13 protein-coding genes are annotated in these 14,876 nt (G+C 62.0%); 10 read left to right on the plus strand and 3 right to left on the minus strand.

Annotation, left to right across the window (positions count from 1 at the left end):
• The first annotated feature begins 117 nt into the window (after positions 1 to 117).
• The 5 genes from CPY51_RS13230 to CPY51_RS13250 all read left to right on the plus strand — a co-directional run bounded on the left by CPY51_RS13230 (position 118) and on the right by CPY51_RS13250 (position 7,478).
• The gene (locus tag CPY51_RS13230; protein WP_111160987.1) at positions 118 to 1,131 is read left to right on the plus strand and encodes an AAA family ATPase; all 1,014 of its coding nucleotides are present in this window, start codon (positions 118 to 120) and stop codon (positions 1,129 to 1,131) included.
• A 77-nt stretch (positions 1,132 to 1,208) separates the two neighbouring features.
• Complete coding sequence (locus CPY51_RS13235; RefSeq protein WP_111160672.1) at positions 1,209 to 2,129, plus strand: DUF58 domain-containing protein; 921 nt, start codon at positions 1,209 to 1,211, stop codon at positions 2,127 to 2,129.
• On the plus strand, positions 2,126 to 4,966 hold the full coding sequence (locus CPY51_RS13240; RefSeq protein ID WP_111160673.1) for a DUF4159 domain-containing protein: 2,841 nt from the start codon (positions 2,126 to 2,128) through the stop codon (positions 4,964 to 4,966). Before CPY51_RS13235 ends, CPY51_RS13240 begins: the two co-directional genes overlap by 4 nt.
• A 1-nt stretch (position 4,967) precedes the next feature.
• Complete coding sequence (locus tag CPY51_RS13245) at positions 4,968 to 7,037, plus strand: glutamine amidotransferase (protein ID WP_111160674.1); 2,070 nt, start codon at positions 4,968 to 4,970, stop codon at positions 7,035 to 7,037.
• 3 nt (positions 7,038 to 7,040) lie between these two features.
• Positions 7,041 to 7,478 carry a GNAT family N-acetyltransferase gene (locus CPY51_RS13250; protein WP_111160675.1) on the plus strand — a complete coding sequence of 146 codons (438 nt, stop codon included), beginning with the start codon at positions 7,041 to 7,043 and terminating at the stop codon, positions 7,476 to 7,478.
• Here the strand turns inward: CPY51_RS13250 and CPY51_RS13255 are convergent.
• Positions 7,394 to 7,975: a GNAT family N-acetyltransferase gene (locus tag CPY51_RS13255; RefSeq protein WP_244598647.1), complete on the minus strand. Its 582-nt coding sequence runs from the start codon at positions 7,973 to 7,975 to the stop codon at positions 7,394 to 7,396. The two genes, CPY51_RS13250 and CPY51_RS13255, sit on opposite strands and share 85 nt — an antisense overlap.
• Positions 7,976 to 8,278: 303 nt before the next feature.
• Here CPY51_RS13255 and CPY51_RS13260 point away from each other — a divergent pair, with 303 nt between their 5' ends.
• Complete coding sequence (locus CPY51_RS13260; protein WP_111160676.1) at positions 8,279 to 9,268, plus strand: glutathione S-transferase family protein; 990 nt, start codon at positions 8,279 to 8,281, stop codon at positions 9,266 to 9,268.
• A 3-nt stretch (positions 9,269 to 9,271) separates the two neighbouring features.
• Here CPY51_RS13260 and CPY51_RS13265 read toward each other — a convergent pair whose 3' ends face one another.
• Positions 9,272 to 9,763 carry an NUDIX domain-containing protein gene (locus CPY51_RS13265; protein ID WP_111160677.1) on the minus strand — a complete coding sequence of 164 codons (492 nt, stop codon included), beginning with the start codon at positions 9,761 to 9,763 and terminating at the stop codon, positions 9,272 to 9,274.
• 101 nt (positions 9,764 to 9,864) lie between these two features.
• On the opposite strand from CPY51_RS13265, the gene CPY51_RS13270 reads away from it, so the two are divergent.
• From CPY51_RS13270 to CPY51_RS13285, 4 genes are all read left to right on the plus strand, one after another.
• A complete protein-coding gene (locus CPY51_RS13270) occupies positions 9,865 to 10,785 on the plus strand; it encodes a metallophosphoesterase family protein (protein ID WP_244598648.1) in 921 nt (306 codons plus the stop codon).
• A gap of 118 nt (positions 10,786 to 10,903) precedes the next feature.
• On the plus strand, positions 10,904 to 11,452 hold the full coding sequence (locus tag CPY51_RS13275; RefSeq protein WP_420820698.1) for a tetratricopeptide repeat protein: 549 nt from the start codon (positions 10,904 to 10,906) through the stop codon (positions 11,450 to 11,452).
• Between the two features lie 215 nt (positions 11,453 to 11,667).
• Positions 11,668 to 12,183, plus strand: coding sequence for an RNA polymerase sigma factor (locus CPY51_RS13280; protein ID WP_111160680.1), 516 nt, complete (start codon positions 11,668 to 11,670; stop codon positions 12,181 to 12,183).
• A gap of 3 nt (positions 12,184 to 12,186) precedes the next feature.
• Complete coding sequence (locus tag CPY51_RS13285) at positions 12,187 to 13,017, plus strand: anti-sigma factor family protein (RefSeq protein WP_195909516.1); 831 nt, start codon at positions 12,187 to 12,189, stop codon at positions 13,015 to 13,017.
• A 74-nt stretch (positions 13,018 to 13,091) separates the two neighbouring features.
• Here the strand turns inward: CPY51_RS13285 and leuA are convergent, their stop codons facing one another.
• Positions 13,092 to 14,831, minus strand: coding sequence for a 2-isopropylmalate synthase (gene leuA / locus CPY51_RS13290; RefSeq protein ID WP_111160682.1), 1,740 nt, complete (start codon positions 14,829 to 14,831; stop codon positions 13,092 to 13,094).
• Between the last annotated feature and the right edge of the window lie 45 nt (positions 14,832 to 14,876).

A 14,876-nucleotide genomic window follows, 5' to 3' on the forward strand; every position in this document is an offset into this window, starting at 1 on the left:
ATAGTCATTCGAAACGCGCTTGTCAGCCATCTCAACGGGGATAAATTGCTTGAGTATGGGGCAAATGTGTATGAACTGCGAATCGACAATATCGCCTTTCAGCCGCTGGAGATGCACATGGGCATGATGAAATCGACTGAAGCGAGCCTCGACGACAAGGCCATCATCGCGCTCGCGGAACGTGCACTCGCAGATATTGCCTCCGTTCGCGAGGAAGTGTCGAAGGTCATCTTCGGCCAGGAAAGCGTCGTCGAGAACACGCTGCTTGCGGTTCTTGCCGGTGGTCACGCGCTGCTCGTCGGCGTTCCCGGCCTCGCCAAGACCAAGCTGGTGACGACGCTCGGCGACGTTCTCGGCCTTGCCGCCAATCGCGTGCAGTTCACCCCCGACCTGATGCCCTCCGATATTCTCGGGTCCGAAGTCATGGACCAGGACGAGAGCGGCCGCCGCTCCTTCCGCTTCGTCAAGGGTCCGGTATTTGCGCAGCTGCTGATGGCCGACGAAATCAACCGCGCCTCGCCGCGCACGCAATCGGCGCTGCTCCAGTCGATGCAGGAATATCACGTCACCATAGCCGGCCAGCGCTTCGACCTGCCGGCTCCCTTCCACGTGCTCGCGACGCAGAACCCGCTGGAGCAGGAAGGCACCTATCCACTTCCTGAAGCCCAGCTCGACCGCTTCCTCCTTCAGGTCGACGTCGACTATCCGGAGCTCGCCGACGAACGCAAGATCCTGCTGGAAACCACCGGCCTCTCGGAGGCGACGCCGCACGCCGTCATCGACGCCCCTCGCCTGCTGGAAATTCAGAAGTTGATCCGCCAGATGCCCGTCAGCGACAGCGTCGTCGATGCCATCCTGTCGCTGGTCCGCTCCGCCCGGCCCGGACAGGGCAATGCCGGCACCGACAAGCATGTGGCATGGGGACCAGGCCCCCGCGCCGGACAGGCGATGATGCTCTGCAGTCGTGCCCGCGCGCTCTATGAAGGACGCCTCGCCCCCTCGCTCGACGATGTCTACGCGCTGGCCGAGCCGATCCTGCAGCACCGCATGGCACTGACCTTTGCGGCCCGTGCTGAAGGCATGTCCGTTCGTGATGTGATTTCGGGGCTCGTCAAGCAGGCCAGAGCGTGATCTCGAAAAGTGTGAAGCGCTTTTCGGTTAAGATGACGCTAAATCAGATAGCTAGGGCGTAAAGGAGAGCGTACCGCGTGGCATCCATCGGACAGATCGTCAGCCCGACATCCGGCAATGATGCCCTATCCCGCGCCCAGCAGCGGGCAGCATTGGTGCCGGACTGCCTTGTGGAAGCCAAGCGCATCGCAAACACCGTGATTGCCGGCTGGCACGGCCGCCGAAAGCGCGGCATCGGCGAGAACTTCTGGCAATTCCGGCCTTACACCGATGGTGAAAGCCTGTCGCGCATCGATTGGCGCCGCTCTGCCCGCGACGACCACACCTATATCCGCGACCACGAGTGGGAAGCGGCGCACACCATCTGGCTCTGGGCCGACATGTCCCCGTCAATGATGTACAAGTCCACCTATGGCAACGCCTCGAAGGAAAGCCGTGCGCTGGTGATCATGTTGGCACTGGCGGAGATTCTTGCCCGTTCCGGCGAGCGGATCGGCTGCCCCGGCATCATGGAGCCGATTTCTGCCCGAAATGCCGCCGAAAGGCTGGCAACAGCGTTGATGCACACGCCGCTCACCGGCGGCCTGCCTGAAACCGCGATGATCCGGGGCTGGAGCGATATCGTGCTGATCGGCGATTTCCTCGACGATGCCGACAACGTCATGGCCCGCCTTGGGCCGCTCGCCCGTCGCGGCCTCAGCGGCCACGTGGTCGAGATCGCCGACCCCGCGGAGGAGACGTTCCCCTATAGCGGCCGCACCCAGTTCACCGATCCGGAAACCGGATCGCAGCTGGTGGCGGGCCGGGCCGAAAGCGTGCGCGAAGACTATCAGCGGGCCTATCTCGCCCGCCGCGACAGCCTCGGCCAGTCGCTGCGGCATCTCGGCTGGAGCTTTGTCACCCATCGCACCGATCATCTGGCCTCCGAGGCGCTTGTCGCCGTCCACACGCACCTCTCCGGCATGCCGGCCAAGGCGACGCACGGGGGCCAGCTATGAGCGCACTGTCCTTCGCCTTCGCCTATCCAGCCGTCCTCGGTGCGCTCATTGCACTGCCGGTTATCTGGTGGCTGCTAAGATTGACGCCGCCGCTTCCGAAGGCCGAGGTCTTTCCTCCGCTGAAGATCCTGGCGATGGTGCTGAAGCGCGAGGAAACGCCGGCGCAAAGCCCCTGGTGGCTGACGCTGCTGCGCATGCTGCTGGCTGCAGCCGTGATCCTGGCGATCGCCGATCCGGTCTTCAACCCACGCACCAATACGCTTGCTGAAGGTGGCCCCCTCGTGCTGTTCATAGACAACGGCTGGGCAAGCGCCCCGGACTGGGACCGGCGCGTGCAGACCGCGGACGCTCTCATCGGCGATGCAGACGCCGAAGGCACGCCCGTCATCGTAGCCTTCACCGCCGACCAGACGAATGACGCCGTGCCGGGGACGGCAGCTGCCGCTCGCGACAAACTTCATGCGGCAGCGCCCCGACCTCTGGTGCCCGACCGCGAGCGCGCGTTTCAGTCCCTGAAGTCCGCCTTGGGCAACACGCCTCCCGGCACGCTCGCCTTCCTGTCGGATGGCGTGGCGGCACCGGGCAAGGACAAAGACAATGACGATATCGTAAAGCAGCTTTCGACCCTGCGACCGGCGGAGCTTCGATTGCTGGAAGGCGATGGCAACGAGGCAATCGCCATCACCACTGCCGCCAATGCCGCCGACGACATGACCGTCACGGCGACACGGCTGAACAGCAATGGTCCGGCGAGGCTGACGCTGAGCGCCCAGGATACGCAAGGCCGTCCGATTGCCGCAGGCGCCCTGAACTTCACGTCGGGCCAGCGCGTCGCAACCGGCTCGATCGCCGCACCCTTCGAAATGCGCAACGATTTCGCTCGTATCGGCATCGACAGGCACGCCACCACCGGCTCGGTGCACCTGCTGGACGATGGCTTCAAGCGCCGCCGCGTCGGGTTGCTGTCGGGCCAGGCGGCGGACGAATTCCAGCCCCTGCTCTCGCCGCTCTACTATATCCAGCGCGCGCTCCAGCCCTATGCCGACCTCATCCGCCCTGATGCATCCGATCTTTCCAAGTCGATCACCGAGCTGCTTGCCGGCAATCCCTCTGTCATCATCATGGCCGACATCGGCCGCCTCCCGCAGGAGAGCTACGAGCCGCTTCAGCGCTGGATCGCCAATGGCGGCACGCTGATCCGCTTTGCCGGGCCCCGCCTCGCCGCAGCGCCGGCCGAAGACCCTCTGGTGCCGGTGATCCTGCGCCAGGGTGAGCGGGCGCTCGGCGGCGCGCTTTCCTGGGCCGAGCCGCAGCCACTTGCGGAATTCCCGTCCTTCGGCCCCTTCGCCGGCATGCCGAAGCCGACAAACGTTCTGATAAAACGGCAGGTGCTTGCCGAGCCGACGCCGGATCTTGCCGAGCGGACCTGGGCAAGCCTTGCCGACGGCACACCGTTGGTCACCGAGAAAAGCGACAATGCCGGCCGCATCGTGCTCTTCCACGTCAGCGCCGAGGCGACGTGGTCCGACCTGCCGATATCAGGCGATTTCGTCGAGATGCTGCGCCGCCTCGTGCAGATGTCGCGCTCCGGCGGCGTTACTTCAGCGACCAGCGCACCAAGGACCGCCGAAGCGCTGCCGCCCTTCCGCCTGTTGACCGCGAAGGGCGTGCTCGTCAGCGAGACCGGCAATGCGCGTCCCCTCGAAACAGGCAAGAAGGGGCTGCTTCTATCGAGTTTCGACAATCCGCCCGGTCTCTACGGTTCGGAAGAAGGCTTCACCGCCTTGAACGTACTGCCCGCCGGCGCTGAGCTGAAACCGCTCGATGCATCGGCTGAGATGGCGGTGGTCCGCGAGGGCCTGATCGGCGGCAAGGCGTGGTCGGCCAAACCAGTGCTTTTCCTCATCGCCTTTCTGCTGCTTCTCGCCGACAGCCTGCTCGTGCTCTTTATCAACGGCGCGTTCGCGCGCGTCCGCCGTCCGGCACGATCGATTGCGAAGGCAGCAGCCGTGCTTGCCGTCGCCTTTTCGCTCGGTGCCTTCCTGCAACCGACCAACAGCCGGGCCGACGACCAGAAGCCCGGCGACGAAACCATTTACAAGCAGCTCGACAAGACGCACCTCGCCTACGTCGTCACGGGAGAGAACGAGGTCGACCACATCTCGGAACGCGGCCTCGAGGGGCTTTCCCAATACCTGACCTACCGCACGACCCTCGAGCCTGGAGCGCCGATCGGCGTCGACATCGCCCGGGATGAACTGGCCTTCTATTCGCTGATCTACTGGCCGATATCCGCGTCGGCTCCGATGCCCTCGAACGATGCGATCAACCGCATCGACGCCTACATGCGCAGCGGCGGCACTGTGCTGTTCGACACCCGAGATGCGCTCAGCGCCATCGGCGACAGCGGCGCACCCAGCGCCAACGGCGAGCGGCTGCAGGCGATCCTTGCAAACCTCGATATTCCAGCGCTCGAGCCTGTCCCGTCGCATCATGTGCTGACCAAGTCGTTCTATCTGCTGTCGAGTTTTCCCGGGCGCTACACCGGCAGCCCGCTGTGGATCGAGGCGCACCAGGAGAATCATTCGGATTCGGACAGCAAACAGGCAGCGACGTCGGACGGCGTCACCCCGATCATGATCACCGGCAATGACTTTGCCGGCGCATGGGCCGTCGACGACAACGGCACCCCCCTTCTGCCGACCGTGCCTCAGGACGAAACGCAGCGTGAATATGCCTTCCGTACCGGCGTCAACATCATGATGTATATGCTCACCGGCAATTACAAATCCGATCAGGTCCACGTCCCGGACTTGCTGCAACGCCTGGGACAATGATGTGACAGTTGATTTTTCACCGTTTCTTCCCTGGCCTGTCCTCGCCGCCTTTGCGGTGCTCATGCTGGGCATCGCCGCCTACGGGATCTGGCGCGGCATACGTGGCGCGTGGATCAGGCTTGTCGCGGCGGCAGCGCTTCTCGTCGCACTCGCCAATCCGCTCCTGCTTCAGGAGGATCGCGACCAGCTTTCCACCATCGTTCCCGTCGTCATCGACCGCAGCCAGAGCCAGCTGACGCCCGAACGCATCAAGATGACCGACGACGCACTGGCGCAGCTGAAGGACCGGCTGGCGCAGTGGCCGCGCATCGAGCCGCGCTTTGTCGACGCCAAGGAGCCCGTTGATTCCGACACGCCATCGACCCGTTTGTTCAGCGCCATGTCCGCAGCGATTGCCGACGTCCCGCCAGCTCGTATCGGCGGCGCCATCTTCCTGACCGACGGCCAGATCCATGATATTCCCGGTGCCAATCAGGCACTCGGCTTCAATGCGCCGATCCACGGCCTGATCACCGGCAAGGCCAACGAGTTCGATCGGCGCATAGAAGTGGTCCGCGGCCCACGCTTCGGCATCGTCAACGAGGAGCAGCAACTATTCCTGCGCGTCGTCGACGACGGACCGAGCCCCGGCGGCTCGGCAACCGTGACCGCAAAGCTCAACGGCGACGAAATCGCCACCTTGCAGGCGACGCCCGGCCAGGAGACGCCGTTCAGCTTCAAGGTCCCGCGAGCCGGCAACAACGTCCTTGAATTCAGCGTCGCCGAATTGCCGGGCGAAATCACCGTCGCAAACAATCGCGCCGTCCATCTGATCGAGGGCATCCGCCAGAACATGCGCGTCCTGCTGGTTTCGGGTGAACCGCATGCCGGCGAGCGCGCCTGGCGCAACCTTTTGAAATCCGACGCCTCAGTCGACCTCGTCCACTTCACGATCCTGCGTCCGCCGGAAAAGCAGGATGGCACGCCGATCAACGAGCTGTCGCTGATCGCTTTCCCGACACGCGAGCTCTTTGTCGACAAGATCAACGATTTCGACCTGATCATCTTCGACCGCTACCAGCACCGTGGCGTCTTGCCGATTCTCTACTACGACTACATCGCCCAATATGTGCAGAACGGTGGAGCGCTTCTGATCGCAGCCGGTCCGGAACACGCCGGCGAGGATTCGATCGCGCTCACGCCGCTCGCCTCTGTTCTTCCTGCAGCGCCGACGGGGCAGATGATCGAGAAGCCCTTCTATCCGAGGCTCTCCGAAGAAGGACGCAAGCATCCCGTCACCCGCGGCCTCGACGGCTCCGACCAGGAGCCGCCGCATTGGGGCCGCTGGTTCCGCACCGTCGACGTCGAGCAGCCGCAGGGCCAGACCGTCATGGTCGGCGCCGACAATCATCCGCTCCTGGTGCTCAACCGCGCCGGCCAGGGCCGCGTCGCCATGCTGCTTTCCGATCAGGGCTGGCTCTGGTCGCGAGGCTTTGAAGGCGGCGGCCCGAGCGTTTCGCTCTATCGCCGCATCGCCCATTGGCTGATGAAGGAGCCGGCACTCGAGGAAGAGGCCTTGACCGCCACGGCCTCCGGGCGAACCCTTCAGATCAGCCGCCAGACGATCGGCGATGATCCCGGCAATGCCACCATCAAATATCCCTCGGGCAAAATGGTAACGGTCAAGCTGGCCCAGAGCCAGCCCGGCCTCTACAGCGCCGACAAGCATACCGATGAGATCGGCCTTTTCGAGGTCAGCAACGGCAACCTGTCGACGCTGGTCCATGTCGGCGCAGTCGACGCGCCGGAATTCAAGGCGATGATCTCGACGACCGATACGCTGAAGCCGTTGGCCAACAAGACCAAGGGCCTGGTTGCCCGCGTCGCCTCGTCGAATGGGGGCGTCACCGTCCCGGCGATCCTTCCCGTCCGAGGTTCGGTCCGTGTCACCGACGACCAGCGGATGACCATCCGGTTGACCGATGAAACCGTCCTCAAGGGCATCAATACGCTGCCACTGTTTTCGGGTTTTGCAGGCCTTGCGGCACTGCTCTTTGCCTTTACCGCCACGTGGTGGCGTGAAGGACGATAGCCCATGGACAAGTTCGAACTCAGCCTCACCGACATGCCTGCGGAAACCGACCTTGCCGCAATAAGCAGCGGCTTGACGAATTTCAACGCCGCCGATATCGGGCCGTCAGGACGGCGGACACTTGCCATTCTGATCCGCGACGAGACCGGCAACACGATCGGCGGAATCTCGGGCTACACCGGCTGGGGCTGGCTGTTCACTCAATGGCTGTTCGTGCCCGAAACCCTGCGCGGCCAGGGGATGGCCGGCAAGATGCTTGATTTGGCCGAAGCGGAGGCAATCGCCCGAGGTTGCCACAGCGCCTGGATCGACACCTTCAATCCGCAGGCGCTACGCACCTATCAGCGGCAGGGCTATCAGGTGTTCGGCGAGCTGCCCGATTTTCCAATCGGTAGAACCCGTTCGTTCCTGCAAAAGCAGCTGATCGGCGAGAGGCTGTAGTCAGACCAACCGATCGTCCCCTTCAGACGCGGATGCACGTCGTCGGCAAATGGGGCAACCAACACCCTGCCGGGATCGACCGGGCCTGGGAAGGCGAGTGCGTTATAGGCGACCTTCTCGAAACCCAGAGGGCCGTAGTAAGGCGGGTCGCCGATCAGGAAAACCGCTTCCGAACCCTTGCGCCTTGCCGCTTCGACAGCAATCCGCACCAGCTCGCGACCGATACCCTGGTTCTTGTGTGAAGGCCTGACCGCAAGCGGACCAAGCAGATGGCCCCGGACCCCGCCGGCCATGACCGGCGTCATCCTGACCGAAGCGATCGTCTCGCCGTCGTCTGCGCAGATGAAGGAGAGCGAACGGTCGTGCGGCCCCTGCTCGCGGATGCGCGCTGCCGCACGGACGAACCGGCCAGGACCGAATGCTTCTTCGTTGATGAGTTCGATGACGGCATCGTGAGATGCGTCCTCGGTGAGGTAGACCAGATCGTGCTTGTGCATGAAACGTAAGAAACCGGATAGACATAAGGGGATGGCTCTCGAACACGCTCATCGAGCGTTCGGGGTCATCAGCGTCGTCGCAGGCTTCTCGCCAGGTTCATGGATCGGTATCCTTTGAATGTGGAAAGGCCGATAGCAGGAAATTTTTCGGCCGTCCAACTTAAAATATCCGGCCGTCGCAAAATTGTTCGATCGGCGGCAGGACGCACTGTTCAACCTTTGGCCCCTCGAAATCCCCGTGTAAGTGCGTATTTTCCAGGCAAGCAATTTGAAAAGCCAAGCGGCTTCGAAAGGAATCACAAGATGGGCATGCTGGTTGAGGGCGTCTGGAACGACGTCTGGTACGATACCAAGGAGACGAAGGGCCATTTCAAGCGCGCCGCCTCCCAATTCCGCAACTGGGTCACTGCTGACGGCTCGGCCGGCCCGACAGGCACAGCCGGCTTCAAGGCCGAAGCTGGCCGCTATCATCTATACGTGTCCCTCGCCTGCCCCTGGGCTCACCGGACGCTGATCTTCCGCAAGCTGAAGAAGCTTGAAGACCTGATTTCCGTTTCGATCGTCGATCCGCTGATGCTGGAAAACGGCTGGGAATTCAAGGATCGCGATGGCGGCACCGTCGATCACCTTTTCGGCGCGAAGGCGCTGTGGGAGATCTACGTCAAGGCTGATCCGCATTATTCCGGCCGCGTCACCGTCCCCGTCCTCTGGGACAAGCAGACCGGCACGATCGTCAACAACGAATCCTCCGAAATCATCCGGATGTTCAACAGTGCCTTCGACGGCCTCACCGGTTCGACGGACGATTTCTACCCCGCCCAATTGCGCGCCGAGATCGATCCGCTCAACGAGCTCGTCTACGACACCGTCAACAACGGCGTCTACAAGTCGGGCTTCGCCACGACGCAGGAGGCCTATGGCGAAAATGTCCGCAAGCTGTTCGAAACGCTGGACCTGCTCGATGAGAGGCTGGGCAAGAACCGCTACCTCCTCGGCGACCGGGTAACAGAAGCCGATTGGCGGCTGTTCACGACGCTCGTCCGTTTCGACGCTGTCTATGTCGGCCACTTCAAGTGCAACATTCGCCGCATCGAAGACTACAGCAACCTTCCGGCCTATCTCAGGGAGCTCTATCAGACGCCAGGCGTCAAGGAAACCGTGAACCTTCATCATATCAAGGATCACTACTACCGCAGCCACAAGACGATCAATCCGACCGGGGTCGTCCCTGTAGGCCCGGACCTCGATTTCGATCGCCCGCACGGTCGCGACAAGGTCAAAGCGGCGGCCTGATCGTCACCAGTAATGGGAGGGCGGAACATCGCCCTCCAGCTCCTTCAACCGGCGTAGCGTCGCCTTCGTCGTTCCCGGCGGCAGGGCGTCGAGCGGAAAGAACCCGCATTCGACGATTTCCCAGTCGGACTTGCGGGGTTCCGTCTGCTCGACCGTGACGCGGTAGAAGACGACATGGTCGCGATTGCTCGCTGCCTTGTTGAGATAGACGTGGAACAGCTGCGGCGGGCCTGTCATCCGGAGGTTGCCCTCCTCGCGAAGTTCCTTTTCGAGCGCCTGCATGACGGTCTCGTGCCGCTCGACGCCACCGCCGGGCATGTACCAGCCGGACATGTAGGAATGCCGCACCAGAAACAGCCGCCCCTCAGCATCGAAGCAGGCGGCACGCACGCCCATGGTCATGCCACGCGACAGGGCGAAATAGATGTGGATTGCGCGCCCGAACAGCTTTGCCTTCCAGCCGGTGACCTCAGGTGGCGGCAGCGCGTCGCTCATGCAATTGCTCCGACGGCGATCCCGGCTAAACGGCAGAGACGACGACTTTTTCCTGTCGCCAAGACCTGACAGAACTGTTTGATCTGGCAATGGACTGGTCTATGTCTCATCTCATGTTCAAGCTCGCGCATATCTCCGATATCCATCTCGGACCCCTTCCCCGGCTTTCGATTCGCGAACTCGCCTCGAAGCGCATCACTGGATTTGTGAACTGGCACCGGAACAGGAGCAAGCATCTTTTCGGCGGCACGCTGGATCTCTTGCTCGAGGACATCAAGGAAAAGAACCCGGACCACCTGGCCGTGACCGGCGATCTGGTCAATCTGGCAAGCGGCGTCGAGATCCGCACGGCGGCCGAATGGTTGAAAACCGTCGGCGACCCCGCTTTCACATCCATCGTTCCGGGAAACCACGACGCGTATGTGCCCGGTGCCTATGAGAAGTCGATGCGTGCCTGGTACCCCTACGTCCGGGGCGACTTGTCGCCTGCCGAGTGGGAGGACGACCGGCATGTCTTTCCGTACCTGCGCATACGCGACCGCGTCGCGCTCATCGGCTGCTCGACGGCGGTTGCAACGCTCCCTTTTTCCGCCAGCGGCTTCTATAGTTCGCGGCAGGCTCGCGAGACCGTCAACATGCTGCGCGCCGCCGGCGAGGCGGGCCTTTTCCGCGTGCTGATGATCCACCATCCCCCGATCCGCGGTGCCACCTCCTTTCACAAGCGAATGATCGGCATTCGCCGATTTGGCGCGGTTGTGTCTACCGGCGGCGCCGAACTGGTGCTGCACGGTCATACGCATTTGAACACGGTCCATTGGCTGCGCGGCCAGACCGCACCGGTTCCCGTGGTCGGCATTGCCTCGGCCTCGCAAGGACCGGGCGGAATGAAGCCGCGGGCGGCTTACAACTACTTCACCATATCAGGTGCGCCCGGCGCCTGGGACCTAAAGGCGGAGCGATTCAGTCTCAACGAAAGAGGCGATGGCGTGTCACCCGAGGGAACCAACATATTCGGCAGATGAAGCACTTTATCCCTCGACTTAGACGTCCGCCGTGCCCCGTTGCCATGGCGTTTACCTGCGTCTGGGACTATAATGGAAACGGTCTAATCTTGAAGAGGAGCAGGGCATGGTGGTCACTTTGAAGAGTTCCTTCACGGCAGTTATTGCGGCAGGTTTTTTGCTCGGCGCGGGCCTTCCGGCCTTTGCTGCCGGAACATCGACAGACGACACCGCCCCACCGCCAAAGACCCAGACGACGACAAAATGCACCGACGGCAAGGTCTGGGACAAAGAAAAGAAGGAATGCGTCAAGCCTAAGAAGAGCAGTTTCAATGACGATCAGCTCTTCCAGGCGGCCCGTGAGTTCGCCTATGCCGGCCAATATGAAAATGCCATCAAGGTCCTGCACCTCGCCAAGAACCAGGACGATCCACGCATCCTCAACTATCTGGGCTATGCCAACCGCAAGGCCGGCCGGATGCAGGTCGGCATGAACTACTACCACAAGGCATTGGAGAAGGATGAGAACTACATCCTCGCGCGGTCCTACATGGGCCAGGCCCTGCTTCAACAGGGCGACGAGCAGGCCGCGCGCGTCCAGCTGGTGGAAATTCGAGACCGTGGCGGCGAAGACACCTGGGCCTACCGGTCGCTGCTGCAATCGCTCGGCGGCTACAGGAAATATTGATTGCCCGTCGGACTATGCATGTGGCGCCTGACGTACCACGCCCATTTTGGAGGCTTGCGAAGCGACAAGAAAATGGTTCATACCAGTAGAGAACATCTTTCCGCGTCGACCCCATGTCACGGCGAGTTATTTCCTCCCCGTTAAGGCAAGTTCGCTGCTGGAAGAGCACATTTGACGAATACCGCATGCCCGCCTCTAACGCTTCTGGAAAGACGATGTCCGCGCCGCTCGCAGCCCTTGATATCAGACGTGATCTTGTCGGCCTTCTGCCGAAGCTGCGTCGCTTTGCTGTGACGCTGACGGGTGATCTCGGTGAGGCTGACGAACTGGTGCAGAGTGTCTGTCATCGCGGCATTACCAAGATCCATCTTTGGAATAACGAGGGCCGGCTTGAAAGCTGGCTCTATACGATCGCGCGGCAGCAATTGGTCGATGAAGTCCGTCGGCACAAGCACCGATCGGGGTCGGCAAAGGGTGCAGCGCTGGATCGCATCGAGCCGGGCATGCATCCAAAGACGAATTCGGTGGAAGCCAACGAAGGCCATCAGACGGTGACCTCGCTTGCCGAGGGTCTTGGCTCAGTTTTCCTGTTGGTGGTCATCGAGGGCCATAGCTACAAGCAAGCGGCCGACATCCTGGGCATTCCGCTGTCGACCGTCGCGTCGCGGCTGTGCAGCGCTCGCCAGCAACTGGCAGCAATCGGCGTCAGCCGTTCTCCACGAAAGTTTTGAAGTTTGCACGACATGAAGAAAACGCCTTTGGAAGCGCGGCTCTCGGCCTACATGGACGGCGAGACAAGCCGCGAGGAAAAGGAAGAGCTGGAACGGCTCATCAGCTCCGATCCCGAGACGCGCAGGGTCTACGAGATGCTGAGGCATGGCTCGGACGTCGGCCGCAGGGCCTTTGACGAAGTCCTGAAGGAGCCCGTTCCGTTGGCCCTGGTGCGCGCGATCAAGAGTGCGCAGCCGCCGAAGGTCCGCGAGACACCGCGCTTCGTGCCCCCTTCACTGAAGCTCGCTCCCTCAGGACGGCAGGCGCTTGCCGCAGCGCTGATCCTGTTCTTTGTCGGCGGCGGCATCGGCTACTTCTACGGAACCGCGCCCGGCGGACAACCGGCCGCGCAGACCGCACAAGCGCCGGCTCACAACTGGACTGACGACATCGCCGCATCACACCGGATCTACGCCCATCAGCCAAAGCATCTTGCGGAATTGCCGGCGACCCAGGTGGTCGAAATCACCCAATGGCTGACCGGCAGCGTCGGCGTGAAGTTCAATGTCCCCGACCTGACATCGGTCGGCCTGTCGTTCCAGGGCGCCAGACTGCTCGTCGCGGCGGGGAAGCCCACGGGACAGCTGATCTACAAGAATGCCGATGGCGACGTGATCGCAGTCTGCTTTCTCAAGGATAACGGCACCGAAGACAACAGCGAGCTCAACGAAGTCATCAAGGACGATGTCGGCGTCGTTTCCTGGCATCGGAACGGCACCGCCTACGCCGTCGTCGGCCCATCGGCCGACGCAACCCTCGACGACATCGCCGGCCGGGTTTCAACTTCGATCTGAGTAGATTGCGCAAAAAGCAAACGGCAGCGCTTGCGACGCTGCCGTTTGCTTTTCAGATATGTCGCTAGCCTGGCCTATTTTGCCTTCAACTCAAGCACCCGGTTTGCGGCCGAGACGATCGCCTCGAGCGAGGCGGCGACGATGTTGGTGTTGACGCCGGCGCCGAAGAGTTTGCCGCCCGGATGCGAGGTCTCGACGTAGGAGATCGCCGCGGCGTTCGAACCGTGCTGCAGCGAATGCTCCGAATAATCCTCGACTGACATTTCGATGCCGAGATAGGCAGAGAGCGCGTTGATGAAGCCGTCGATCGGCCCATTGCCCCTGCCCTCGATATGCTTCACTTCGCCGTTGTCGGTAATGTCGGCGGCAATGATGCGCTGTCCCTTGTATTCCGGGTCGGCAAAGGTTTGGTGGTCGACGAAGCGGATGCGGGCGTCGGGCTGTGCAACATAGACTTCCATGAAGCGGTCGTAGATCCGCCGCGAAGGCAGTTCCTTGCCCTCGACGTCGGTGATACGCTGGATTTCCTCACGAAACTCCACCTGCAGGTTGCGCGGCAGGTTTAGCCCGTAGTCCTGCTGCAGAATGTAGGCGATGCCGCCCTTGCCGGACTGCGAATTGATGCGGATGATCGCCTCATAGCTGCGGCCGACGTCCTGCGGGTCGATCGGCAGGTAGGGCACTTCCCAGACGGAAGTATTGGCGATCTTGCTCGCCTTCATTCCCTTGTTGATCGCGTCCTGGTGCGAGCCGGAGAAGGCGGTGTAGACCAGCTCTCCGACGTATGGGTGGCGGTCGGCGATCGTCATCTGGTTGGAGTATTCGTAGACTTCCCTGATCCGCTCGATGTCGGAGCAGTCGATGCCGGGGTCGACGCCTTGCGTGAACATGTTCAACGCCATGGTCACGACGTCGACGTTGCCGGTCCGCTCTCCGTTGCCGAACAGCGTTCCCTCCACCCGGTCGGCGCCTGCCAGCAACGCCAGTTCGGCAGCGGCAATGCCGGTGCCGCGGTCATTGTGCGGATGCAGCGAAATGATCAGGTTCTCGCGATTGTCGAGGTTGCGGCACATCCACTCGATCTGGTCGGCATAAATGTTCGGCGTCGCCATCTCGACCGTCGAAGGCAGGTTGATGATCAGCTTGTTGTCAGCGGTCGGTTTCACCACCTCGATCACAGCGTTGCAGATTTCCAGCGCCACCTCGAGCTCGGTTCCGGTGAAGCTCTCCGGCGAATACTCGAAGCGATAGCCGCCGCCGGCCTTCGCAGCCATGTCAGTGATCATCTTGGCTGCATCGACGGCGATCTGCTTGATGCCGTGGACGTCCTTTGCGAACACCACGCGGCGCTGCAGCTCGCTTGTCGAATTGTAGAAGTGCACGATTGGCTTATTAGCGCCCTGCAGTGATTCGAACGTGCGAGTGATCAGCTCCGGCCGGCACTGCACCAATACCTGCAGCGACACGTCGTCAGGAACGTTGCCTTCCTCGACGCACCAACGGGTAAAATCGAAATCCGTCTGCGAGGCCGAGGGAAAGCCGATCTCGATCTCCTTGAAGCCCATTTCCAGGAGCAGATGGAACATGCGGGCCTTGCGGTCGTGACCCATCGGGTCGACCAGCGCCTGGTTGCCATCGCGCAGATCGACCGAACACCAGACCGGTGCTTTGGTGAGTGTCTTCGACGGCCAGGTACGATCGGGAATATTCACCTGCGGATAGGCTCGATACTTGATCGCCGCCTCGGACATGCCTTTGAATCGGGATTTGCCGGCTTGGGGTTTCGTGGCGGGGGAATGGTTCTTCGCGTCCATCGTCTTTTCCTCTTGCCGTCGATTGTCCGCCTAATAGCCGATCGG

The sequence above is a fragment of the Arminella tubonensis genome (assembly GCF_003240585.1).
GTDB classification, from domain to species: Bacteria; Pseudomonadota; Alphaproteobacteria; order Rhizobiales; family Rhizobiaceae; genus Rhizobium; species Rhizobium tubonense.

What these genes read in the sequence shown, in the direction of transcription:
- CPY51_RS13230 (WP_111160987.1), top strand. Translation starts at nt 118, where the DNA reads ATGGGCATGATGAAATCGACTGAAGCGAGCCTCGACGACAAGGCCATC.
- CPY51_RS13240 (WP_111160673.1), top strand. Translation starts at nt 2,126, where the DNA reads ATGAGCGCACTGTCCTTCGCCTTCGCCTATCCAGCCGTCCTCGGTGCG.
- CPY51_RS13250 (WP_111160675.1), top strand. Translation starts at nt 7,041, where the DNA reads ATGGACAAGTTCGAACTCAGCCTCACCGACATGCCTGCGGAAACCGAC.
- CPY51_RS13255 (WP_244598647.1), bottom strand. Translation starts at nt 7,975, where the DNA reads ATGCACAAGCACGATCTGGTCTACCTCACCGAGGACGCATCTCACGAT.
- CPY51_RS13260 (WP_111160676.1), top strand. Translation starts at nt 8,279, where the DNA reads ATGGGCATGCTGGTTGAGGGCGTCTGGAACGACGTCTGGTACGATACC.
- CPY51_RS13265 (WP_111160677.1), bottom strand. Translation starts at nt 9,763, where the DNA reads ATGAGCGACGCGCTGCCGCCACCTGAGGTCACCGGCTGGAAGGCAAAG.
- CPY51_RS13270 (WP_244598648.1), top strand. Translation starts at nt 9,865, where the DNA reads ATGTCTCATCTCATGTTCAAGCTCGCGCATATCTCCGATATCCATCTC.
- CPY51_RS13280 (WP_111160680.1), top strand. Translation starts at nt 11,668, where the DNA reads ATGTCCGCGCCGCTCGCAGCCCTTGATATCAGACGTGATCTTGTCGGC.
- leuA (WP_111160682.1), bottom strand. Translation starts at nt 14,831, where the DNA reads ATGGACGCGAAGAACCATTCCCCCGCCACGAAACCCCAAGCCGGCAAA.